Annotated in this window: 17 protein-coding genes; 7 read left to right on the top strand and 10 right to left on the bottom strand. The window is 73.0% G+C overall.

Going from position 1 to position 22,327, the window contains the following annotated elements; translation table 11 throughout:
* The first annotated feature begins 121 nt into the window (after positions 1-121).
* A complete protein-coding gene (locus CS0771_RS11105; RefSeq protein ID WP_212840905.1) occupies positions 122-3,343 on the top strand; it encodes a penicillin acylase family protein in 3,222 nt (1,073 codons plus the stop codon).
* A 120-nt stretch (positions 3,344-3,463) separates the two neighbouring features.
* On the opposite strand, the gene CS0771_RS11100 is transcribed toward CS0771_RS11105, so the two are convergent.
* The 6 genes from CS0771_RS11100 to CS0771_RS11075 all read right to left on the bottom strand — a co-directional run bounded on the left by CS0771_RS11100 (position 3,464) and on the right by CS0771_RS11075 (position 11,226).
* Positions 3,464-4,039: a hypothetical protein gene (locus CS0771_RS11100; RefSeq protein WP_212840904.1), complete on the bottom strand. Its 576-nt coding sequence runs from the start codon at positions 4,037-4,039 to the stop codon at positions 3,464-3,466.
* A 49-nt stretch (positions 4,040-4,088) separates the two neighbouring features.
* Entirely contained in the window at positions 4,089-4,745 is a 657-nt protein-coding gene (locus CS0771_RS11095; protein WP_212840903.1) for an ABC transporter ATP-binding protein, read from the bottom strand.
* Complete coding sequence (locus tag CS0771_RS11090) at positions 4,745-5,680, bottom strand: ABC transporter ATP-binding protein (protein WP_212840902.1); 936 nt, start codon at positions 5,678-5,680, stop codon at positions 4,745-4,747. Before CS0771_RS11090 ends, CS0771_RS11095 begins: the two co-directional genes overlap by 1 nt.
* Positions 5,677-8,772, bottom strand: coding sequence for an FtsX-like permease family protein (locus CS0771_RS11085; RefSeq protein WP_212840901.1), 3,096 nt, complete (start codon positions 8,770-8,772; stop codon positions 5,677-5,679). Before CS0771_RS11085 ends, CS0771_RS11090 begins: the two co-directional genes overlap by 4 nt.
* A 210-nt stretch (positions 8,773-8,982) precedes the next feature.
* Positions 8,983-9,957: a methylmalonyl Co-A mutase-associated GTPase MeaB gene (gene meaB / locus CS0771_RS11080; protein ID WP_212840900.1), complete on the bottom strand. Its 975-nt coding sequence runs from the start codon at positions 9,955-9,957 to the stop codon at positions 8,983-8,985.
* Positions 9,958-10,044: 87 nt separating this feature from the next.
* Positions 10,045-11,226, bottom strand: coding sequence for an acetyl-CoA C-acetyltransferase (locus CS0771_RS11075; protein WP_212840899.1), 1,182 nt, complete (start codon positions 11,224-11,226; stop codon positions 10,045-10,047).
* Positions 11,227-11,292: 66 nt separating this feature from the next.
* On the opposite strand from CS0771_RS11075, the gene mce reads away from it, so the two are divergent.
* The 4 genes from mce (at position 11,293) to CS0771_RS11055 (ending at position 16,245) form a co-directional block, all read left to right on the top strand.
* Positions 11,293-11,772, top strand: a complete 480-nt coding sequence (gene mce, locus CS0771_RS11070) for a methylmalonyl-CoA epimerase (protein ID WP_212840898.1) — start codon at positions 11,293-11,295, stop codon at positions 11,770-11,772.
* 248 nt (positions 11,773-12,020) lie between these two features.
* A complete protein-coding gene (ccrA, locus tag CS0771_RS11065) occupies positions 12,021-13,376 on the top strand; it encodes a crotonyl-CoA carboxylase/reductase (protein WP_212840897.1) in 1,356 nt (451 codons plus the stop codon).
* A gap of 193 nt (positions 13,377-13,569) precedes the next feature.
* Entirely contained in the window at positions 13,570-14,796 is a 1,227-nt protein-coding gene (locus CS0771_RS11060; RefSeq protein WP_212840896.1) for a cell division protein DivIVA, read from the top strand.
* A 78-nt stretch (positions 14,797-14,874) separates the two neighbouring features.
* A complete protein-coding gene (locus tag CS0771_RS11055) occupies positions 14,875-16,245 on the top strand; it encodes a hypothetical protein (protein ID WP_212840895.1) in 1,371 nt (456 codons plus the stop codon).
* A gap of 83 nt (positions 16,246-16,328) precedes the next feature.
* Here the strand turns inward: CS0771_RS11055 and CS0771_RS11050 are convergent, their stop codons facing one another.
* The 4 genes from CS0771_RS11050 to CS0771_RS11035 form a co-directional block, all read right to left on the bottom strand.
* On the bottom strand, positions 16,329-17,108 hold the full coding sequence (locus CS0771_RS11050) for an alpha/beta hydrolase (protein WP_212840894.1): 780 nt from the start codon (positions 17,106-17,108) through the stop codon (positions 16,329-16,331).
* 66 nt (positions 17,109-17,174) lie between these two features.
* The gene (locus CS0771_RS11045) at positions 17,175-17,498 is read right to left on the bottom strand and encodes a hypothetical protein (protein ID WP_212840893.1); all 324 of its coding nucleotides are present in this window, start codon (positions 17,496-17,498) and stop codon (positions 17,175-17,177) included.
* 22 nt (positions 17,499-17,520) lie between these two features.
* Positions 17,521-19,314, bottom strand: coding sequence for a 3-hydroxyacyl-CoA dehydrogenase family protein (locus CS0771_RS11040; RefSeq protein WP_371821387.1), 1,794 nt, complete (start codon positions 19,312-19,314; stop codon positions 17,521-17,523).
* A gap of 111 nt (positions 19,315-19,425) precedes the next feature.
* Positions 19,426-20,319, bottom strand: coding sequence for an alpha/beta fold hydrolase (locus CS0771_RS11035; RefSeq protein WP_212840892.1), 894 nt, complete (start codon positions 20,317-20,319; stop codon positions 19,426-19,428).
* A 136-nt stretch (positions 20,320-20,455) separates the two neighbouring features.
* Between CS0771_RS11035 and CS0771_RS11030 the strand changes: the two genes are divergently transcribed.
* On the top strand, positions 20,456-21,532 hold the full coding sequence (locus CS0771_RS11030; RefSeq protein ID WP_212840891.1) for an RNA ligase (ATP): 1,077 nt from the start codon (positions 20,456-20,458) through the stop codon (positions 21,530-21,532).
* A gap of 87 nt (positions 21,533-21,619) precedes the next feature.
* On the top strand, positions 21,620-22,312 hold the full coding sequence (locus CS0771_RS11025; RefSeq protein WP_212840890.1) for an SDR family NAD(P)-dependent oxidoreductase: 693 nt from the start codon (positions 21,620-21,622) through the stop codon (positions 22,310-22,312).
* Positions 22,313-22,327: the final 15 nt, after the last annotated feature.

Raw genomic sequence — 22,327 nt, 5'->3', positions numbered from 1 at the left:
ACACGAAATCTCTTCATGTAAGTGCGTCGACGGCTCGAACACCCGTCCGGCAGCGCGTGGACCGGCCGTCCGATGCGGAACAGCGGACCGTCCCCCGTCCCCCCGCCGAAGGGATCCACCCATGTCCCGACGCGCCAGCGGCCCGTACCCACGGGCCGGACGCTCCCTCGCCACCGCTGCGGCCCTGGCCACGGCCGGTGCCTTCGCCCTCGTCGGGCCGCCCGCGGTGCCCGCCGCGGCGGCCGTGCTCGCCCCGAACGACTATTGCCTGGCAGAGTGCTCCGACATCCTGCCGCCCGGCCAGAACGGCAACGCCACCCTCGTCGACATCCTGGGCCACCAGGCGTTCGGCACCCGGCCCGCGCACTCGGCCGACCAGCTCGACCGCTACGCCAACCTGGTCTACAACTACGCCGGGCTCACCGACGAGCAGATCCCGGCGTACTTCAACGACGCCTCGTTCGGGGTGCCCGCCGGGCAGGCCGAGCGCACCTACTCCCCCCGCTCCGACGTGACCATCGTGCGCGACAAGGCCACCGGCACGCCGCACGTCACCGGCACCACCCGCGCCGGGACCCTGTACGGGGCCGGCTTCGCCGGGGCCGAGGACCGGCTGTTCACCATGGACCTGCTCCGGCACGTGGGCCGGGGCACGCTCACCCCCTTCGCCGGGGGCGCGGCGGGCAACCGCTCGCTGGAGCAGAGCGTCTGGCGCAACGCGCCCTACACCGAGGCCGACCTCCAGGCGCAGGTCGACGCGCTGCGCACGCTCGGCGCCCGGGGCGCGCAGCTCTACGACGACGTCAGCAACTACATCGCGGGCGTGAACGCGTACATCGCCCAGTGCATGGCCGACCGCGACTGCCCCGGCGAGTACGTGCTCACCGGCCACCTCGACGCGATCACCAACGAGGGCGGCCCGGTGAACTTCACCATGACCGACCTCATCGCCGTCGCGGGCGTGGTCGGCGGCCTGTTCGGCGGGGGCGGCGGCAAGGAGATGGAGTCCGCGCTGGTCCGGGTGGCCGCCCGCGCCCGCTACGGCGCCGCCGAGGGCGACGCGGTGTGGAACGCGTTCCGCTCCCGCACCGACCCGGAGGCCGTGCTCACCGTGCACGACGGCACCAGCTTCCCGTACGGCGCGGCCGACGACGCGGCCGGGGTCGTGCTGCCCGACGCGGGCTCGGCCGTGGTCGAGCCGGTCACGGCCAACCCGACCGGCTCGGCGAACAGCTCGGTCACCGCGAAGTCCGACATCGCCGCCGCGCTGGGCAGCCTCACCATCGGCCCGAACGGCAAGGGCATGTCCAACGCCGCCGTGGTCTCCGCCGCGCACTCCAAGTCCGGCCACCCGATCGCCGTGTTCGGACCGCAGACCGGCTACTTCTCGCCCCAGCTGCTCATGGTGCAGGAGCTGCAGGGCCCCGGCATCAGCGCCCGCGGCGCGGCGTTCGCCGGGCTCAACCTGTACGTGCTGCTCGGGCGCGGGCAGGACTACGCGTGGAGCGCCACCTCGGCCGCGCACGACATCACCGACACGTACGCCCTGCCGCTGTGCACCACCGACGGCACCGCACCCACGCTGAACAGCAACAAGTACCTCTACCGGGGCGCCTGCACGGCGATGGAGGAGCTGTCGCACACCAACGCCTGGACGCCGACCACGGCCGACGGCACCGCCGCGGGCTCGTACAAGCTGATCACGTACCGGACCAAGCTCGGCCTGGTCGCCTGGCGGGCCAGGGTCGGCGGCGTCCCGCACGCCTTCACCCACCTGCGCTCCACCTACCGGCACGAGGCCGACTCGGCCATCGGCTTCCAGATGTTCAACGACCCGGCGGCCATGGGCACCCCGGCCGACTTCAAGGCCGCCGCCGCCAACGTCGGCTACTCCTTCAACTGGTTCTACGTGAACTCGACCGACACCGCCTACTTCATGGCCGGCAACAATCCCGTGCGGGCGCCGGGCCACAACCAGAATCTGCCGGTACGCGGCGACGCCGCCTACGAGTGGCAGGGCTACAACCCGGCGAACAACACCGCGGTGTACGCGCCGAACAGCACGCACCCGCAGTCGGTGAACCAGGACTACTACATCAGCTGGAACAACCGGCAGGCCAAGGACTTCGGGGCGGCCGACGGCGACTTCAGCTTCGGCTCGGTGCACCGCGGCGACCTGCTCGACGCCCCGCTCAAGGCCGCGCTCGCGAGCGGCCAGAAGTTCGACCGGGCGTCGCTGACCAGGCTCGTCGAGAACGCGGGCGTCACCGACCTGCGCGGCTGGAAGGTGCTCGACGACCTGCTCCGGGTCGTCGAGAGCCAGGCCGTCACCGATCCCACCCTGGCCGCGGCCGTCGCCAAGCTCAAAGCATGGCAGCAGGCCGGGGCGCGTCGCGTGGAGACCTCGCCCGGCTCCAAGGTCTACGCCCACGCCGACGCGATCCGCATCTTCGACGCGTGGTGGCCGCTGCTGGTCAGCGGCCAGTTCCAGGCCGCGCTCGGCGACGGGCTCTACAACGCGCTCGTCGACGCGATGAGCATCAACGAGTCGCCCTCCGGCGGCCAGAACGGTCCCGGCTCCAGCCTGCCCGGCTCGCTCAACTCCGCGCAGGCCCACAAGGGCTCGTCCTACCAGCACGGCTGGTGGGGGTACGTCGACAAGGACATCCGGGCCGTGCTCGGCGACCCGGTGGCGGGCGGCCTCGGCCGCGCGTACTGCGGCAACGGGGTGCTCAGCGCCTGCCGGTCGATGCTGCTGGCCACCCTCGGCACCGCGAACGGGCAGGCGGCGAGCGCCGTCTACCCCGGCGACGACCACTGCGCCGCCGGTGACCAGTGGTGCGCGGACGCGATCCTGCAGTCCGCGCTCGGCGGCATCACCGCACCGCTGACCGCCTGGCAGAACCGGCCGACGTACCAGCAGGTGGTGTCGTTCCAGGCCCGGCGCGGCCAGGACATCACCAACCTGGCCCAGGGGCGGCCGGTGTCCGCGAACGGCAGCCAGCTGTTCTACCCCGTCGGCAACGCCGTGGACGGCAACCCGCAGTCGCGGTGGAGCAGCAGCTACGCCGACAGCCGCTACATCCAGGTGGACCTGGGCAGCGTCAAGTCCGTCGGCCGGGTGATCCTGCGTTGGGAGGCGGCATACGGGCGCTCGTACCGCATCGACGTCTCCACCGACGGCACCAACTGGACCACCGCCTTCACCACCACCACCGGCAACGGCGGCGTCGACGTGGACGCCTTCACGCCGGTGAACGCCCGCTACGTCCGCATGCAGGGTGTCCAGCGCGCCACCTCATACGGTTACTCCCTCTGGGAGTTCGAGGTCTACTCCCGCTGACGCCACGCGGTTTGCGGTGATGATCGCGAGTTCGTGTCGATTTGTGGGCTCTGACCACAGCTTTCGACACGAACTCGCGATCTTCGCGGTGCGGTGTTCGAGCATTAGTCCACGGGTGGGTCAGAGCAGGTGACAGTGGTCGAGTAGCAGGGTGAGGAGGGACTCGGCGGTGACGGCGATCGTCGCGAAGAGTGCGGCCTGGACGCCTGGCTCGAGGGGCGAGCGCTCGGCGCGGTCCGTCAGGCCGTAGAGGCTCATCACCGCCGCCGCGATGGGGATGCCGCCCAGAGCGGCGAACAGCAGCGCGCCGGCCGCGCCCATGCCCGCGCGGAACCACGACTGCTGGTACGCCAGGTCACCGACCAGCCGCACGTCGACGGAGGTGCCCGGGGCGATCTCCCCGCCCGTGTTCGACATGCCGACGGTGCGGGCGGGTGCCGAGCCGTCCGCAGGGGTGAACCATCCGGCGCAGTCCGTCCACTCCGTCGCGGTCTCCTGGTCGATGATCTCCGAGGCGCAGTGGGATACGACGACGTTGCCGGGCACGCCGACCCAGCCCGTACGCGCCACGGAGTCCGCGCCGAGCTCCCGCACGAGCAGGGCGCCAAGCCACATCCAGCCCAGCGCGACGGCGGCGATGCACAGCCACCAGAACCCGAAGGACGCCTTCTCCCGAAGCACGGCGGCGCGACTCATGAGAGCGAAACTACCTGCGTACGGCAAGCGGGTGAAGGGTGCGGCGTCCTCAGTGGACGGGGGCGGTGGCGTGGCCGTCGACGAGGTGGAGTTCGGCGTCGCAGGCGGCGGCGGCCTGCGGGTCGTGGGTGGCGAAGACGACCGCCGCGCCCCGGTCCGCCTCCGCGCGCAGCAGCGTGAGCACCTGCTGGCGGTTGGCCGCGTCCAGCTCGCTGGTCACCTCGTCGGCCAGCAGCACGCTGCCGCGCAGGGCCAGGCCCCGGGCGATCGCCGTACGCTGCTGCTGCCCGCCGGACAGCTCCTCGACCAGCTGCTCGGCCTGGTTGGCCAGGCCCACCTGGGCGAGCGCGTCGGCGGTGAGGCGGCGCGCGTCGGCCGCGCGCATGCCCGCCGACACGAGCGCGACGAGGATGTTCTCGGACGCGGTGAGGGTCGGGGCGAGGCCGTTGTGCTGCGGGATCAGCACGATGCCCTGGTCCACCGCGTGATCACGGTCGCGCACCGGGGTGCCGTCCAGGCTGACCCGGCCCTCGGCTGGGCGCAGCAGCCCGGCCAGCGCCCACAGCAGGGTGGTCTTGCCCGCGCCGGACGCGCCGGTCACGGCCAGGATGCGGCCCGGCTGCGCGGCGGCGGAGAGGTCGCGCAGCACGGCGCGGTCCCGGGTGTACGCCATGGTGATCCGCTCGGCGAGCAGCGTTCGGCTCATCAGGCCACCTCACGGGAGTAGTCGGGGACGGGCGCGGCGTGCCGGGCGTACACGGGCGCGTCGTCGCCCGGCTCGAACTCGTCGGCGGACTGCGGCGCGGTGGCCTGTGCCGCGGCGAGCAGCACCGTGCCGTCGGGGCGCGGGTGCACCCGGACGCGGGTGCCGGGCGGCAGCAGCGCCAGCACCTCCGGCGGCAGGTGCACCGAGCCGTCCCGGCCGACCACGGCGAACTCCTCGCCGAGGCTGCCCTCGCCGCCGACGCGGCCGTCGCGGATGGTGACCTGGCGGCCCATCCCGGCACCGACCTCCGGGTCGTGGGTGACCACGACGACGGTGGTGCCGGCCCGGCGCACCGCCTCCAGCGACGCGATGACCTCGTCCCGGGCCACCGAGTCGAGCTGGCTGGTGGGCTCGTCGGCCAGCAGCAGGCCGGGCTTGTGCGCCAGCGCCACGGCCAGCGCCAGGCGCTGCCGTTCGCCGGGGGTCAGCTCGTGCGGGCGCTGGCGCAGCCGGCCGCGTACGCCGAGCAGGCCGACCAGGGCGAGCACGTCGCGCGGGGCGGGCAGGCCGGTGACGCCGTGGTTGCGGGCGGCGCGCTGGGCGAAGCGCACGTTCTGCTCTGCGGTCAGGTACGGCAGCAGGTTGCGCTCGGCGCCCTGCAGCACCACGCCGACCTCGGTGGCCCGCATCTTGGCCAGCTCGGCCTCGGTGGCCTTGGCCAGGTCGGTGTCGCCGACGGTGGCCCGCCCGGCGGCCGGGCGGATGAGGCCCGCGAGCAGCGAGAGCAGCGTGGACTTGCCGGAGCCGGACGGCCCCAGCAGCGCCACCGACTCGCCGGGTGCGATGTCCAGGTCCACCCCGCCGAGGGCGACCACGTCGTACCCCTCCAGCCGGTAGATGTAGACCAGGCCGCGACAGGTCACCGAGCCGTTCACCGGTTGCCTCCTCGGATGAGTTCGGGGGTGGCCCGCTTGACCAGACGCCCGCCGCGCAGCACCGCCAGCAGGAGCACCAGCAGCGCGCCCACGACGGCCAGCGGCAGCGCGTCCGGGGCCAGGCTCGGCACCAGCGCGCCGAGCACGTCCCCGGCCAGGCCGGGCGCGCCCGCCGTGCCGACGGTGACCAGCGGGATGCCGGGCAGCATCAGCGCGGCCGCGCCGACGCCGACCAGCAGGCCGACCAGGATCGGCAGGCCGAGCAGGGCGAGCCGTTCCCGGCGCAGGCCGCGGCGCAGCACGCCGGGGCGTACGCCGGTGACCCGGAGCGCGGCCAGCTCGGCGCGGCGCTCGCCGGCGCCCAGGCGGGTGCTCAGTGCCAGCACGCCCAGCGCGAGCAGCGCCGCGGCGATGCCGGCCAGCAGGTAGAGGCGCAGGCCGAGGGCGGGTGCGCGGCGGCCGAGCCGGTCCAGCTCGTCCGGCACGGTCTCGGTGCGCAGCACGCGTACGCCCGACGCGGCGAGCTTGGTCGCCAGGTCGGCCGGGGCGTCCGCGGCGGCCCACACCTCGTAGCGCAGGTCGGTCGCGTCGGCCAGGCTCTGCGTCACCGAGGCGGCGCGCACCGCGAGGTCCAGGTCGAACAGCAGGCCGTGCTCGCCTGCGCGGGGCAGCAGGTCGGCCTTCTCCAGTACGGCGAACGACTGCGGCGCCTCGGCGAAGCCGGGCAGGTCGAAGTGCTCGGGGTCGTCGCTGCTCGGCGCGGCGCCCGCGAGCACCGCCGGCAGCTCCTGCGGGCCGTCCTGGTAGGAGATCAGCACGTCGCCCTGGTCGGCCGAGTTGACGCTGACGCCGAGCTGCACCCCGGCGGTGACCTTCACGGTGGCGTTCGGGGCGCGGTCGACCAGGAACTTCCAGGCCGACGCGGTGCCGTAGCGCAGCGCCAGCGGCTGGCCGCCCGAGCGCAGCTCCTGCACGGTCAGCGCGGCCTCGACCGGGCCGCTCTCGCCGCCGTCGCGCCCCACGGCCAGGCCGACCAGGCGGCAGCCGCCGTCGGCGCAGCCGGCCACGGCGGCGGTGTAGTCCCGGGTGCCCTTGCGCAGCCGCTCGAACCACACCACCCGGGGCGGCTCGCCGGGGGTGGACACCAGCACGCCCAGCCGGGCGGGGGTGTCGCCGAGCTCGGCCACGGCCACCCGCACCGTCAGCGATCCGGTCACCTCCGCGGGCTGCCCGGCGTCCGCGCGCAGGCGGCCGGCCAGCGTGGACAGGGCCGCGTCGTCGTGCCCGCGCCAGATCGCGACGGCGGGCAGCCGCTCCGACTGCACCCCGATCAGCTCGACGCGCTGGTTGTTGTAGAGCTCGTCGGCGCGGACCACGGCCATCGAGTGGTTCGTCGGGTCGGCCACGGCCAGCGCGTCGACCAGCGCCTGCGGGTGGGCGGCGGAGACGGCGTACACCGTGGGCGCGCCCACCGCGTCGTCGGCGCGCTGCGCACGGGCGTCGGCGGCCACGTCCCACGCGGTGGCGGAGAAGGTCAGCAGCGCCACGGCCGCGGTCAGCACGGCGACGGTGCGGGCGGCACCGGGGCGGCGGGACAGCTGCGCGGCGGACAGCATCGCGGGCAGCCTGCCGCGGCGCCGGGCCAGCCCGAGCCGGGCCCGCGACCACAGGTTCAGCAGCCGCCCGGCGAGCACGCCCGCGACGATGGCCAGCGCGGCCGGGGCGAGCAGGGCCAGCGGGGCGGAGCGGTCGCGCAGGGCGGCGGCCAGCGAGGCGATCGCCAGCGCGGCGGCCACGCCCTCCAGCATCCCGGCCCGCCAGGTGCCGCGCTGCGGGACCCGCCGCAGCAGGCCCAGCACGCTGCGGCCGAGCGTGGCGCGGGCGGCCAGCCAGGCCGCGGCGCAGGCCAGCACCAGGCCGCCGACGGCCGCCGCGAACACCGGCCAGCGCGGCTCGATGTGCACCCCGTCGGCGAGCACGGTCCGGGCGGCCAGCTCGACCGCGCCCAGCCCGGCGGCGAGGCCGAGCGGTGCGCCCAGCACGATCAGGAACAGGGTCTCGCCGAGCCCGAAGCGGATGGTGCCGCCGCTGCCGTAACCGCGCAGCCGGGCCAGCGCCAGCTCCGGGCCGCGCTCCTCGGTCAGCGCCGCGACCAGCATCAGCAGCACGACGAAGGCGAGCAGCACCAGCGGGACCGCGATGATCGGCACGGTCCGGGCGAGGGCGTCCTGATCCCGCGCGGCGTCCTCGACGATGGCCGGCAGCGCCGTCTCGACCTGCAGCTCGGACGCGTTCAGGGTCAGCCCGAGCGCGCCCAGCTCGCTGCGCAGCGCGCCCACGTCGTCGAGGCGGACCAGCTCCGGGCGCAGCGGGTAGGTGATGGACAGGCTGACCGGCACGGCGTCGCCGAGCTGCACGTCGTCCTCGGCGCCGGCGAACACGGCGTCCAGCCGCGCCGCGCCCTCGCCGCCGGACTGGCCCTGCGCGAAGTAGCCGTTGTTGCCCCAGTGCGCCTCCTGCGGCGCGAGCGGGGTGTACAGGCCCACGACCTCGTAGCTGCGGTTCGCGGCGGCGCCCTGCGCCGGGCGTACCGTGATCTTGTCGCCGACCTCGACGCCGGCCTCGGCCGCGGCGCGCTCGGAGAGCATCACCTGCTCGGCGTCGATGGCGCAGTCGCCGGTGATCCGCAGGTGCGCGCAGGCGCCCTGGTGCCAGGCCAGCCGGGCGGCGAAACGGGACCCGCCGGCGGTGTTCAGCGACGTCTCGGTGCTGACCGCGCCGACGGGCCGGTCCAGCACGGCGGACAGCCGCGGCGACCGGGCCAGCGCTCCGCCGACGACGGCCTGCGTGTCACCGACCGGCTGGTGCGCCGCCTCGGCCGTGTCGGCGCTGCCGTCCGCGGTGACGGTGACCGCGGCGGCGGTGGCCGGGGCCGCGCTCAGCGCGTCGGTGAGCACCGACTGCTGCGCCGCGCGCCCGTACGCCGGAGCCAGCACCGCGGCGGCCGTGGCGAACGCCGCGAGCGACAGCACCACCAGCGACCGGCCGGAGCGGTGCCGGATGCCCCGCAGCATGACGGACCAACCGGCCACCGTCGCCTCCACGTGTAAGAGCCCTATGTGCCCCGACACCTTAGCGATTGGTCAGTACACCCGTGAAGCCGCTTCACCTATCGTTACCAGCCCGCTCCCCCGCCCTCACCCCCCGCTGACGATCTTGCACGAACTGTGGGTACCACACGCCCGAAAGGGACGGATCACCAACACTTCGCGCAAGATCGACGCGATCTTGGCGGCGGCGGGTCAGACGAGGTCGTCGAGGAGCTGGGTGGCGGCGGTGTGGGGGTCGAGGGTGCCGGTGACGACCTTGTCGGCGAGGGCGGCGAGGCCGGCGCCGGGGAGTTCGGCGAAGCGGGCGCGCAGCTGGCCCAGGGCGATCGCCTCGATCTCGGCGGCGGCCCGGCGGCGGCGGCGCTCGGTGAGCTGGCCGGTGTCGACCAGCCAGGTGCGGTGCTCCTCGATCGCGGCGACGATGCCGTCGATGCCCTCGGCCTTCGCGGCGACCGCCTTGACCACGCGGGGACGCCAGTCGCCGGGGCCGCGGTCGGCGCCGCCGAGCGCGATCATGCCCTGGATGTCGCGGTGGGTGGCCTCGACGCCGTCCCGGTCGGCCTTGTTGATCACGAAGATGTCGGCGATCTCCAGGATGCCCGCCTTGACCGCCTGGATCGCGTCGCCCATGCCGGGCGCGAGCAGCACCAGCGTGGTGTCGGCCAGCGAGGCGATCTCGACCTCCGCCTGCCCGACGCCGACGGTCTCCACGAGCACCACGTCGAACCCGACCCCGGCCAGCACGCGTACCGCCGCCGGGGTGGCCGCCGAGAGCCCGCCGAGGTGGCCCCGGCTGGACATGGAGCGGATGTAGACGCCGGGATCGGTGGCGTGGTCCTGCATGCGCACCCGGTCGCCGAGGATCGCGCCGCCGGTGTACGGGCTCGACGGGTCGATGGCGAGCACCGCGACCCGCTGGCCCGCCGCACGGAAGGCGCGTACCAGCTCGTTGGTGGTGGTCGACTTGCCCACGCCGGGCGAGCCGGTCAGGCCCACCACCATCGCGGCGCCCGCGCTCGGGGCGAGCGTCGACGCGATCTCCGGCAGCGCCGCCGACCCCGACTCGACGAGGGTGATCAGCCGGGCCACCGCCCTGGCCTCACCGCCGCGGGCCCGCTCGATCAGGTCCTGCACCGGGGACGGGGACGACACACTCGGCTCGGTCATGGGCCAACCATTTCGCAGAAGCTCGAAGGGATCAAGGAACGGCTGCGCCGCCCGGACGAGTGCCGGGCGGCGCACCTATATACAAGGTCAGGCGGGGACCTTGAGGATCAGGGCGTCGCCCTGGCCGCCGCCGCCGCACAGCGCGGCCGCGCCGGTGCCGCCGCCGCGGCGCTTGAGCTCCAGGGCCAGGGTCAGCGCGAGCCGGGCGCCGGACATGCCGATCGGGTGGCCCAGCGCGATCGCGCCGCCGTTGACGTTCACGATCTCCGGGGAGATGCCCAGCTCGCGGGTGGACTGGATGCCGACCGCGGCGAACGCCTCGTTGATCTCGACCAGGTCGAGGTCGGCGGCGGTCAGGCCCTCCTTGGCCAGCGCCTGCTTGATGGCGTTGGACGGCTGGGCGTGCAGGGAGTTGTCCGGGCCGGCCACGTTGCCGTGCGCGCCGATCTCGGCGAGCCAGGTCAGGCCCAGCTCCTGCGCCTTGGCCTTGCTCATGACGACCACCGCGGCGGCGCCGTCGGAGATCGGCGAGGAGGAGCCGGCGGTGATGGTGCCGTCCTTGGCGAACGCCGGGCGCAGCTTGCCGAGCCCTTCCGCGGTGGTATCGGGGCGTACGCCCTCGTCCTCGCTGATCACGATCGGGTCGCCCTTGCGGGCCGGGATGGTGACCGGGGCGATCTCCTCGGCGAAGCGGCCGTCCTTGATCGCGGCGGCGGCGCGCTGGTGCGACGCGGCGGCGAAGGCGTCCTGCTCCTCGCGGGTGATCGCGTAGCGGCCGTTGTGGCGCTCGGTCGACTCGCCCATCGAGCAGGCGTCCCAGGCGTCGGACAGGCCGTCGTGCGCCATGTGGTCCTTGACCGTGACGTCGCCGTACTTGTAGCCGGTGCGCTGGCCGACGAGCAGGTGCGGGGCGTTGGTCATGGACTCCATGCCGCCGGCCACCACGATGTCGAACTCGCCGGCGCGGATGAGCTGGTCGGCCAGCGCGATCGCGTCGAGGCCGGAAAGGCAGACCTTGTTGATGGTGAGCGCGGGGACGCTCATCGGGACGCCGGCGCCGACGGCGGCCTGGCGGGCGGTGATCTGGCCGCCGCCGGCCTGCAGCACCTGGCCCATGATCACGTACTGGACCTGGTCGGGGGCGATCCCGGCGCGCTCCAGGGCGGCCTTGATGGCGACCGTGCCGAGCTGCGTCGCGGACAGGTCCTTGAGGTTGCCGAGGAGGCGGCCCATCGGGGTGCGCGCTCCGCTCACGATCACAGAAGTCATGGTGGTACCCCTCCGAGTGGCCTGGTTCACGTATCGCCTTAACGATGGTTCGGTCAGACTAACCGCATGAGCGAACCAGCATCCCTGTCGACCTCATCACAGGACACTTCGTCACACTTCGTCGGCCTGCTGCGCATCGACCACGTCGGGATCGCCGTGCCGGATCTCGACGCCGCCATCGCCTTCTACGAAGGTACGTTCGGCATGACCTGCACGCACACCGAGACCAACGAGGAGCAGGGCGTCCGCGAGGCGATGCTCCAGGTCGGGCCGGACCCGGCGGGCGGCGCCGTGCAGCTGCTCGCGCCGCTGCGGGCGGACTCGCCCATCGGGAAGTTCCTGGAGCGCTCGGGGCCCGGAATGCAGCAGATGGCGTACACCGTCGCCGACATCGACGCGACCTGCGCCGCGCTGCGCGAGCGGGGCGTGCGCCTGCTCTACGACGCCCCGAAGCGCGGCACCGCGAACTCCCGGATCAACTTCGTGCATCCCAAGGACGCGGGCGGCGTCCTGGTGGAGCTGGTCGAGCCTGGAAACGGCCACTGAGCCGTCGTCGCAGGCCGCGCGGCCTGTACGGCTGAATGATCGTTAAGCCCGGCGTGGACTTTTTCACAGACCGGTTCCCGCGAAAGCTACCGACCAGTAACGTCCGGCTCAGCTGAGCCGCACATGTGTGCCCGACCACATGGCGGCTCATCGGAGGGCCCGCCAAGGATGGCCCGCAGACCCGGAACAGCCGCCCGCAGCCGGCAAGGCGCGGGACGTAGCGGTTCCCTCACCACGGAGGTGGCGCCGTGCAAGACATCCTCGACGTGATCATGGAAGCGGAGGGCGCGGCCGATCCCGGCGCGCTCCTGCGGAGCCTGGCCGACGTGCCGGTGCCCGCCGCCTACCGGGGCATGGTGGTCCGCGAGGAGGACACCGCCATGTTCGACGGACTGGCCACCCGCGACAAGGACCCGCGCAAGGCGCTCCACCTGCAGGAGGTCCCCGTCCCGGAGCTGGGTCCGGGCGAGGCGCTGATCGCGGTCATGGCCAGCGCGGTCAACTACAACACCGTGTGGACGTCCATTTTCGAGCCGCTGCCGACGTTCGGCTTCCTGAAGAAGTACGGACGGTTGTCCGCGCTGACGAAGCGCCACGACCTGCCGTACCACGTGGTGGGTTCGGACGCGGCGGGCGTGGTGCTGCGCACCGGTGCGGGCGTGACGAAGTGGCAGGCCGGGGACCAGGTCGTGGCGCACTGCCTGAACGTCGAGCTGGAGGACGCGACCGGCCACGACGACACCATGATGGACCCGCAGCAGCGCATCTGGGGCTTCGAGACCAACTTCGGCGGCCTGGCCGAGCTGGCGATCGTCAAGGCCAACCAGCTGATGCCCAAGCCCGCGCACCTCACCTGGGAGGAGGCGGCCAGCCCGGGGCTGGTCAACTCGACGGCGTACCGGCAGCTCGTCTCGCACCACGGGGCGAACATGAAGCAGGGCGACGTGGTGCTGATCTGGGGCGCCAGCGGCGGTCTCGGCTCGTACGCGACGCAGATGGCGCTCAACGGCGGCGCGATCCCGGTGTGCGTGGTGTCCTCTCCGGAGAAGGCGGAGATCTGCCGACGGATGGGCGCCGAGCTGGTCATCGACCGCGCCGCCGAGGGTTACAAGTTCTGGTCCGATGAGCACACTCAGGATCCGGGCGAGTGGAAGCGGTTCGGTGCGCGCATCCGCGAGCTGACCGGTGGCGACGACCCGGACATCGTGTTCGAGCACCCGGGCCGCGAGACGTTCGGCGCCAGCGTGTACGTCGCCAAGAAGGGTGGCACCATCGTCACCTGCGCCTCGACCAGCGGTTATGAGCACCAGTACGACAACCGCTACCTGTGGATGTCACTCAAGCGCATCGTGGGCAGCCACTTCGCGAACTACCGCGAGGCGTGGGAGGCCAACCGGCTGATCGACCTCGGCCGGATCCACCCGACGCTGTCGAAGACGTTCCCGATGGAGCAGACCGGCCAGGCCGCGTACGAGGTGCACCGCAACGCCCACCAGGGCAAGGTCGGCGTGCTGTGCCTGGCCCCCGAGGAGGGCCTCGGCGTGCGTGACCAGGAGAAGCGGGCCCGGCACCTGACGGCGATCAACCGCTTCCGCGGAGTGTGATTAAAGGCTCACCCTTGGTGAGGTCGCGGATGGCGGAGGTGCAACGGCGCGCCTTCGCCATCCGGCATTTCCGACGAATTGGACTTTTGTTTCCCGGTGCGGATCTTTCAGCCGTAGATCTACCCATATCCGGGGGGCGAATGTACGCCCGGTCTCTTGCGCGACACCCAGGGTCATCTGCAAGTATGTGCCAATGTCCCAGCAGCCCTCCTCCGTCGCGTTCTTCGATGGCGCGAACACCCAACAAGACTTCACAGTCGTCCTGCGTGGTTTCGACCGCGAACAGGTAAACGCGTTTGTCGGCCGTCTGAACGCTCAGCTTGCCCAGTCGGAGCAGGCACGTGCGGAGGCCGAGCAGCGCATGAACGACGCCCAGCGTCGTCTGCGCCAGGCTGAGCAGCGGCTCAACTCGGTGGAGCAGAAGCTCACCGACACGAGCAAGCAGCTGGAAGAGAACAGCCGCCCCACCCTGTCCGGTCTCGGCACGCGCGTGGAGCAGATCCTGCGCCTCGCCGAGGAGCAGGCCAACGACCACCGCGGCGAGTCCAAGCGTGAGTCCGAGGGCATCCTGTCCGCGGCCCGCCTGGAGGCCCGCGAGATCACCGACAAGGCGCGCGCTGAGGCCGCCGCCATGAAGGCGACCGCCGAGCGCGAGGCCGGCAACCTGCGCACCGCCGTCGAGCGCGAGGCCGCCGAGGTCCGGGTCCAGGCCCGCCGCGAGGCCGACACCCTGCGCGCCGACGCCGACCGCGAGACCAAGCAGCTGCGCACCGCCACCTCGCACGAGGTCGCCGAGCTGAAGGCCACCGTCGAGCGCGAGGTCGCGACGCTGCGCGCCACCGCCGAGCGGGAGATCACCCAGCTGCGCGCCAAGGCCGCCCGCGAGGCGGAGGAGAAGCGTGCCGAGGCCTCCAAGATGCTGGCCGACGCCCGCGACAAGCGCGACAAGGACCTGCAGGCCCTTCAGCTGGAGCTGGCCGAGCGCCGCGAGAAGTCCGAGCGCGAGGAGTCGCAGCGCCACTCCGCCGCCGTCGCCGCCACGCAGAAGCTGGTCGGCGAGGCCGAGGAGCGCGCCCGCGCCGCCGAGGACCGGGCCAAGGAGATCGAGCAGCGCGCCGAGGCCCGCCGCGTCGAGTCCGAGCGCACCGCGACCGAGACCACGGAGAAGGCCCGCGCCGCCGCGGAGAAGGCCGTCAACGAGGCCAAGGCCGAGGCGCACCGCCTGGTGACCGAGGCGCGCAACGAGGCGGAGCTGACCACCACCGCCGCCCGGCGCGAGGTCGAGGACCTCACCCGCCAGAAGAACGCCGTCACGGCCCAGCTCGGCCAGATGCTGTCCGGCCTCGCCGGCATCGTGCCCGGCGTCGCTCCGCAGGCCGCCCCCGCCGAGGAGAAGCCGAAGGCCGAGAAGGCCGAATAACGATCCGACCCGGATTCGATCACGCCGCGCCCGGCAGCCGTCGGGTGCGGCGTGACTCTTTATGTGAAGATGGAGCGCATGTCGCACGGCGGAGACCTGTTCGCGCTCGGTGAGGGCGTCGCATCCGAACCCAGCTTCGACATAGCCCTGCGGGGCTATGACAAGAAGCAGGTTGACCGTTACGTAACCCAGGTCGAATCGGACCTGTCCACCCTCGCCGCCGAGCGAGATCAAGCCTTCTCGCAGGTGCAGGCGCTCGCCGGCCAGGTGCAGCAGCTCCAGCTGGAGCTGTCCGACGCCGCCCGCCGGGCCGTGCCGTCCCGCGTCTCGTTCCGCCACCTCGGCGCCCGCGTGGAGCAGATCCTCTCGCTGGCCGAGGACCAGGCCGAAGCGCTGCGTGAGGGTGCCCAGCAGGAGATCGCCGACCAGCGCGCCGAGGCCGAGCGGCTGCTGGCCGACGCCCGCGAGCGCGCCGCGACCGCCAGCCGCGACTTCGACCTCGCGCTGGCCCAGCGCCGCACCGAGGAGCGCAAGGAGGAGGAGCGCCGCCGCGCGGAGCTCGGCGACGAGACCCAGCGGCTGCGCACCGAGGCCCGCGAGCTGCTCACGCACACCCAGACCGAGGCGCAGGCGCTGCGCACCGCCGCCGCGCAGGAGGCCGCGTCGCGCCGGATGCAGGCCGACAAGGAGATCGCCACGGCCCGCACCGAGGCCGAGCAGTACGCCGCCACGCACCGCGCTCAGGCCGAGCAGCAGCTCGCCGCGGCCCAGGCCGAGGCCGAGCAGCGCAAGCTGGCCGCCCTGGCCGACGCCGCCCAGGCGGTCGCCGCAGCCCGGGCCGAGGCGGAGCAGCTGCTCGCCGCGGCCCGCGTCGAGGCCGAGCGGCAGGTGGCGGAGGCCGCCGCCGCGGCGACCCAGCGCACCGACGAGGCTGAGAAGCAGGTCGCCCTGGCCAAGGGCCGCGCCGCGGCTGAGCAGGCCGCCCTGGAGAACACCCAGCAGCAGTACGCCGAGGGCCAGTCCCGGCTGGACGCCATGCGCACCGACATCACGCAGATCGAGCGGCGCCTGGCCGAGCTGAAGCAGCAGCTGCACGGCGAGCTGGAGCGGCTGTCCAAGGCGCAGCGCGAGGCGGAGGAGGCCGAGCGCCGCCGCGCCGAGGCGGTCCGCGCGGCCGACGAGGCGGCCAAGCCCGCTGCCCCGCAGGCCGCTCCCGCCGACGAGGAGAAGACGCAGACCATCGCCATGCCCGCGCCGGTGCCGCCGACCCAGGCCACGGCCCCGCACGGCGCGCTGGCCCAGTCCGGCGCGGCCCAGCCCACGCCGTCCGCCCAGCCCGCGGCCAACGGCACGGCTCCGGCGCAGCAGGCCGGCGACGAGCCGACGATCATGCTCGGCGGCAACGAGCCGACGATCAGCCTGACCGGCGACAGCGCCGAGGCCAAGTAGTCCTCGACAAACGGCTCACATCATCTGGGTTGTAGCTACAACCCAGATGATGTGAGCCGTTTCGCGTCGTGTCCCCCGGCGGGTCAGCGTGGCTTGTCGGCGAAGGCGGCGACGGTACGGTCGGCGTACGCGCTGGCGTCGCCGTACTCCATCGGGCCGGGCCAGTCCTTGGGGAGCGGGACGGGGACCCCGGGGGCGACCCGCCGCACGATCTCGTCCAGCACCGTCTCGGCGTCGCCGACCCACAGGTGCTTCGCGCCTGGCACGCCCACCACCTCGGCGTGCGGGATCGCCGCGAAGCGCTCCTTCGCCTCGGCCGGGCGGAGGTAGTCGTCGTGCTCGGGCACCAGCGCGGTCACCGGGCGGCCGGAGTCGGCCCATACCGCCAGATCCTCGGGCTTGCTGTAACGCAGCGGCGGGGACAGCAGGATCGCGCCGGAGATCGCCGGGTCGCAGCCGTACTTGAGCGCCAGGTCGGTGCCGAAGGACCAGCCGACCAGCCACCGGTTCGGCAGCTCGTGGAACTCGGCGTACTCGATGGCGGCAGCCACGTCGAAGCGCTCGCCCACCGCGTTGTCGAAGGCGCCCTCACTCGTGCCCCGCACGCTGCTGGTGCCCCGGCTGTTGAACCGCAGCACCGCGAACCCGGCCAGCGCGGGCAGCCGCCAGGCGGCCTTGCGGTACACGTGGCTGTCCATCATGCCGCCGTGGGTGGGCAGCGGGTGCAGGCAGATCAGGGTGGCGATCGGGTCGCGGTCGGCCGGGAGCGCCAGCTCCCCGACCAGCGTCAGCCCGTCGGCGGTCTGCAGTTCGATCTCCTCGCGGCGGGCGGGCAGGATCGAGTTGGCACGGATCGCGGTCACGCCTACAGTCTGCCCGCGCGAGCCCCCGCGGAACCCCCCACCGTCGCGGTCGTCACATCCCCGCGCTCAGCCGTAACGGGGCGCGTTGCGGGACCGTTCGATGTTGGGTTTGCGCTGGTGGCGACTGCGCCAGCAGTTCGTGTGCCAGTGCCGCCGGTCGCCAGCGTCACCCCAGCCCTCCGACGGCCACGCCACCACGTGCGGCACCCCCGGCCGGATCTCCTGATGACACCCCGGGCACCGGTACGTCTTGTCCGACGTCTCCCCGCTCAGATGCCGGACGGTGAATTCACCGTCCGGATCGTCGCGTACGTGCTCGATCCCGCGCCGGGACATGGCCTCGTCGAGATCGCGCTCGGGGCGATCCCTGTGGTTCCGACGCGGACTCATGTCCTCAACAGTACGGTGTGGCTCAGCGGTGGGTGTGGTCGCGGAAGCCGCGGCCGGTCTTGCGGCCGAGGTAGCCGGCGGTGACCAGGTGCTCCAGCAGCGGGGCCGGGGAGAAGCCGGGCTCGCGCAGCTCCAGGTACAGCTCGCGCTGGATGGCCAGCGACACGTCCAGGCCGACCACGTCGAGCAGCTCGAACGGGCCCATGGGGTAGCCGCAGCCGAGCTTCATGGCGGCGTCGATGTCGTCGGCGCTGGAGTAGCTGGCCTCCAGCATCTTCACCGCGTCGTTCAGGTACGGGAAGAGCAGCGCGTTGACGATGAAGCCGGCCCGGTCGGCGCAGCCCACCGCGGTCTTGCCCAGGCTGGCCACCACGGCGTTCGCGGTGTCCAGGACGGCCTGGCTGGTGCGGATGGTGCTGACCACCTCGACCAGCGGCATCACCTGGGCGGGGTTGAAGAAGTGCAGGCCGACCACGTCGGCGGGGCGGTGCGTGGCCATGGCGCATTCGACCACCGGCAGGCTGGACGTGGTGGTGGCCAGCACGGTGCCGGGCTTGCAGATCTCGTCGAGGCTGGCGAACAGGGCCTTCTTGACGCTCAGCTCCTCCACCACGGCCTCGACGACCAGGTCCACGTCGGCGAGGTGGTCGAGGTTGGTGGACCAGGTGATCCGGCCCACGGCGGCGTCGCGCTCGGCCTCGGTGAGCTTGCCGCGCACCACGCCCTTGTTGAGCGAGGTCTTCACGGACTCGCAGACCTTCGCGGACTTCTCCGCGCCGCGGGTCACGCTGAGCACCTCATACCCGGCCTTGGCGAACACCTCGATGATGCCGGTGGCCATGGTGCCGGAGCCGACGACGCCGACGGTGCCGACCGGACGCACGCCCGCGGCCCGCTCCCCGGCGGCCGGGGTCAGCTCGTCTGCGACGACGACGGGCGAGCCCGCCTTCTCGTACGTGTAGAAGCCGCGGCCGGACTTGCGGCCCAGCAGGCCCGCGGTGACCATCTGCTTGAGCAGCGGCGCGGGCGCGTGGCGGCGGTCGCGGCCGCCGCGGCGGTACATCGTGTCGAGGATCTCGTACGCCGTGTCGAGGCCGATCAGGTCCATCAGCGCGAGCGGGCCCATGGGCAGGCCGCAGCCCTGCTTCATGGCCGCGTCGATGTCCTCGCGGGTGGCGTAGTGGTTCTCGAACATGGTCACGGCGTGGTTCAGGTAGCCGAACAGCAGCGCGTTGGCGATGAAGCCGGCCCGGTCGCTGATGGTGACGTCGACCTTGCCGAGGCGGGCGCACAGCGCTTCCACGTCGGCGACGACCTCGGGCGCGGTCACCACGGTCCGGATGATCTCGACGAGCTTCATCACCGGCGCGGGGTTGAAGAAGTGGACGCCGATCACCTGGTTGGGCCGGTGGGTGGCGACCGAGATCTCGGTGACCGACAGCGAGCTGGTGTTGGTGGCGAGGATGGTGTGCGGCGGGCAGACCTTGTCCAGCTCGGCGAAGATCGCCTGCTTGAGGTCCAGGTGCTCGGGCACCGCCTCGATCACGAAGTCGACGCTGTGCAGGGCGGCCAGGCCGACCTGGAAGTCGACCCGCGCGTGCAGCGCGTCCCGGTCGGACTCGGAGAGCTTGCCCTTGGCCACCGCGCGGTCGGTGGAGCCGGTGAGGTTGGCCCGGCCGCGCTCCAGCGCGCCCTCGCTGATCTCGACGGCCACCACGTTCAGGCCGTTGCGCGCGAACACCTCGACGATGCCGGCGCCCATGGTGCCGAGGCCGACCACACCCACCGTGTTGATCTCGCGAGCCACAGTGCCCATCCCATCTCCCGAACGATCGCTAAGGTTACTCGGGAGTCTGCCACGGGGCCTGCGATCGCACATCGTGTGGCCGAAGTGAACATAGCCACTCGTGAGCCTACCGGGATCGGGTCAGGCGGCGTCCCGGATCGCGGCGGCGACGGTCGCGGCGCCCGCCCGGCCGATGGTGATCGTGTAGTGGTTGACGTCCGGGACGTCGCGCTCGACCGTGCCCGGCAGCCACTCGGCGGCCCGGCCCGGGGTGTAGAGCGGGGCGTCGGGCTGGTTGAACATGCCGCGCGGGGCGCGCAGGAACAGCGCCGGGCGGGGCAGCGCCGCCGGGGCCATCCCCGGCAGCGCGTACAGGTCCTGGCCGTCGCGCACCGCCGCCTCCATCCGGCACGCCGGCCGCAGCTCCGGCTCCTCACCCACCAGGTCGTACGCGATGTACGCGTCCGCACCCTCCGGCCACGGGTCGAAGGACGGGTGCGCCCGCCACAGCGCCGCGTGCTCGGCCCGGCTCGGGAACGTCATGTCCAGCCGCGCGAACACCGCGCCGACCGTGTCCGCGATCGCCTTCTCCAGCACCTCCGGCCCGGCCGACGGGTCCACGCCCGGCGGCAGCGGCAGCGGCGCGCCGCCGTCGACCAGGATCAGGCGCTCCACCAGCTCCGGATGGCGCCGAGCGGTCTCGGCGGCGACGAAGCCGCCCATGGAGTGCCCGGCCAGCGGGACGGGGCCGTCGGCGTACGCCCCGATCACCGCGGCGACGTCCGCGGCGTGCTCGGCCATGCCGTAGGGGCCGGGCAGCTCCCGGCTGCCGCCCCGCCCGCGCAGGTCCACCGCGACGAGCCGGTGGTCGCGGCCCAGCTCCTGCGCCACCATCGTCCAGGCGACGTGCGACGAGGTGATGCCGTGCACGGCCACCACGACCGGGCCGCGCTCACCCCACACGCCCACCCGCAGCTCACCGCCGCGCACGGGCACGCTCTCCAGCCGGTACGCCACCTCGGACACCGCACTCATCGCCGCTCCTCCCCTGGTCCGTGTCGCGGATGCTGCCACATCGCGCCTGCCCGGGCAGTGGTGCCGGACCACATAATCAGGCGCGGGGTGGTAATCGCGTTGCCGGGAGGCGGCCCGGATCGGGACCATGCTCGGCATGTCGACTCTCAAGGTCACCGCGGAACGGCTGGTGATCCACCCGCACCCCAACGCCGACGCGCTCGAGCTCGCCGAGGTGGGACGGCTGCGCGCCGTGGTCGCCAAGGGCGCGTACCGCACCGGCGACCACGCCGTCTACCTGCCCGAGGGCTCCGTGCTACCGGAGCCGCTCATCGCCGAGCTGGGCCTCACCGGCCGCCTCGCGGGCGCGAACAAGGACCGCATCACCGCGGTACGCCTGCGCGGCGAGCTGTCCCAGGGCATCGTCTGCCGCCCGAAGGCGCTGGCCGACACGGACCTGACCGCGGCGGCCACCGCCGGGACGGACTTCGCCGAACTGCTCGGCGTGGTCAAGTGGGTGCCGCCGGTGCCGGTGCACCTGGCCGGCGACATGGCGCCCGCGCCCGACCTGCTGCCCTGGCTGGAGGTGGAGAACATCCGCCGCTACCCGGACCTGTTCGTCCCGGGCGAGCAGGTGATCGCCACCGAGAAGATCCACGGCTCGGCCACGCTGATGACGCTGATCGCCACCACCGGCGAGGTGTACGCGTCCTCCAAGGGCTTCGGCAAGCAGCGCCTGGCCATCAAGGAGGCGCCGCACAACCTCTACTGGCGCGCGATCCGCACCTACGGCGTGCCCGCCTTCGCGGCGGCGGTCGCCGAGGCGTTCGGCGCGAGCCGGGTGGGCGTGTTCGGCGAGGTGTTCGGCCGCGGCGTGCAGGACCTGCCGTACGGCGCCAACGCGGGCGTGCGGCCCGGCTACGCCGTGTTCGACGTCGCCGTGGACACCGGGGACGGCGTGCGCTGGCTGGGGCTGGACGAGTACGCCCCGCTCGCCCAGGCGCACGGGGTGCCGCTGGTGCCGGTGCTGTTCCGGGGCGCGTACGACGAGGCGGCGCTGACCGCGCTCGCCGAGGGCGTCGAGACGGTGTCCGGCACCGGCGCGAACCTGCGCGAGGGCCTGGTGGTCCGGACCGCGCCGGAGCGCTACAGCGCCGTGACCGGCGGCCGCGCCATCGGCAAGCTGGTGTCCCCCGCCTACCTGACCCGCAAGGGCGGCACCGAGTACGAGTGACCATCGCACCCGGCGGCGGACAGTCGTCCGCCGCTGGGTGCGACCCGATCGAGTTGCTGATGCGCTGAACGCACTAATCTTGTGCTCGTGCGCTATGTGGTGATCACCGGGGTGTCCCGCGGCCTGGGCGAGGCCCTGGTCAACCAGTTCGAGACCGACCCGGAGACGGTCGTCGTGGCGCTCGGGCGCACGTTCAGCGACGCGCAGCGCATCGCCGCCGGGCCCCGCCTGATCCTGCGGCACTGCGACCTGGCCGAGCCCGCGAGCATGCCGCACGCCGCCGAGCTGAGCGAGACGCTCGCCGACGCGGACGAGGTGATCCTGATCCACAACGCGGCCGTGGTCGATCCGATCGGGCGGATCGGCGACCTGGCGGTGGACGATCTCGCCACGGCTGTGGCGGTCAACCTGACCGCGCCGATCCTGCTGACCAACTCGCTGCTGGCCGCGCTGCCGGACACGGCTCGCGACGTGCTGGTGATGTTCGTGTCGTCGGGCGCGGCACACCGGATCATCGACGGCTGGTCGGCGTACTCGGCGACCAAGCGCGGAGCCGAGGAGTTCTTCGCCCACCTGGCCGAGCAGTACAAGGACGATCCCCGGGTGCGGGTCGAGGTGGTCAACCCCGGCGTGATGGACACGGGGATGCAGGAGACCATCCGGTCCGCCGACTTCGCCGGGCGGCAGCGCTTCCTGGACCTGTACGAGAACGACGAGCTGCCCGACCCGTCGGCGGTGGCCGCCCGGCTCGTCGAGGAGCACGTCACCCGACCCGCCTGACCGGCAAGGACCGGC

The organism is Catellatospora sp. IY07-71, assembly GCF_018326265.1.
In the GTDB taxonomy this organism is placed as follows: domain Bacteria; phylum Actinomycetota; class Actinomycetes; order Mycobacteriales; family Micromonosporaceae; genus Catellatospora.
Note: the sequence above shows the minus strand (reverse complement) of the source record. Positions and strands in the feature narration are given on the sequence as shown.

What these genes read in the sequence shown, in the direction of transcription:
- CS0771_RS11105 (WP_212840905.1), top strand. Translation starts at nt 122, where the DNA reads ATGTCCCGACGCGCCAGCGGCCCGTACCCACGGGCCGGACGCTCCCTC.
- CS0771_RS11100 (WP_212840904.1), bottom strand. Translation starts at nt 4,039, where the DNA reads ATGAGTCGCGCCGCCGTGCTTCGGGAGAAGGCGTCCTTCGGGTTCTGG.
- CS0771_RS11095 (WP_212840903.1), bottom strand. Translation starts at nt 4,745, where the DNA reads ATGAGCCGAACGCTGCTCGCCGAGCGGATCACCATGGCGTACACCCGG.
- meaB (WP_212840900.1), bottom strand. Translation starts at nt 9,957, where the DNA reads ATGACCGAGCCGAGTGTGTCGTCCCCGTCCCCGGTGCAGGACCTGATC.
- CS0771_RS11075 (WP_212840899.1), bottom strand. Translation starts at nt 11,226, where the DNA reads ATGACTTCTGTGATCGTGAGCGGAGCGCGCACCCCGATGGGCCGCCTC.
- mce (WP_212840898.1), top strand. Translation starts at nt 11,293, where the DNA reads ATGAGCGAACCAGCATCCCTGTCGACCTCATCACAGGACACTTCGTCA.
- CS0771_RS11060 (WP_212840896.1), top strand. Translation starts at nt 13,570, where the DNA reads ATGTCCCAGCAGCCCTCCTCCGTCGCGTTCTTCGATGGCGCGAACACC.
- CS0771_RS11055 (WP_212840895.1), top strand. Translation starts at nt 14,875, where the DNA reads ATGTCGCACGGCGGAGACCTGTTCGCGCTCGGTGAGGGCGTCGCATCC.
- CS0771_RS11045 (WP_212840893.1), bottom strand. Translation starts at nt 17,498, where the DNA reads ATGAGTCCGCGTCGGAACCACAGGGATCGCCCCGAGCGCGATCTCGAC.
- CS0771_RS11040 (WP_371821387.1), bottom strand. Translation starts at nt 19,314, where the DNA reads ATGGGCACTGTGGCTCGCGAGATCAACACGGTGGGTGTGGTCGGCCTC.
- CS0771_RS11035 (WP_212840892.1), bottom strand. Translation starts at nt 20,319, where the DNA reads ATGAGTGCGGTGTCCGAGGTGGCGTACCGGCTGGAGAGCGTGCCCGTG.
- CS0771_RS11030 (WP_212840891.1), top strand. Translation starts at nt 20,456, where the DNA reads ATGTCGACTCTCAAGGTCACCGCGGAACGGCTGGTGATCCACCCGCAC.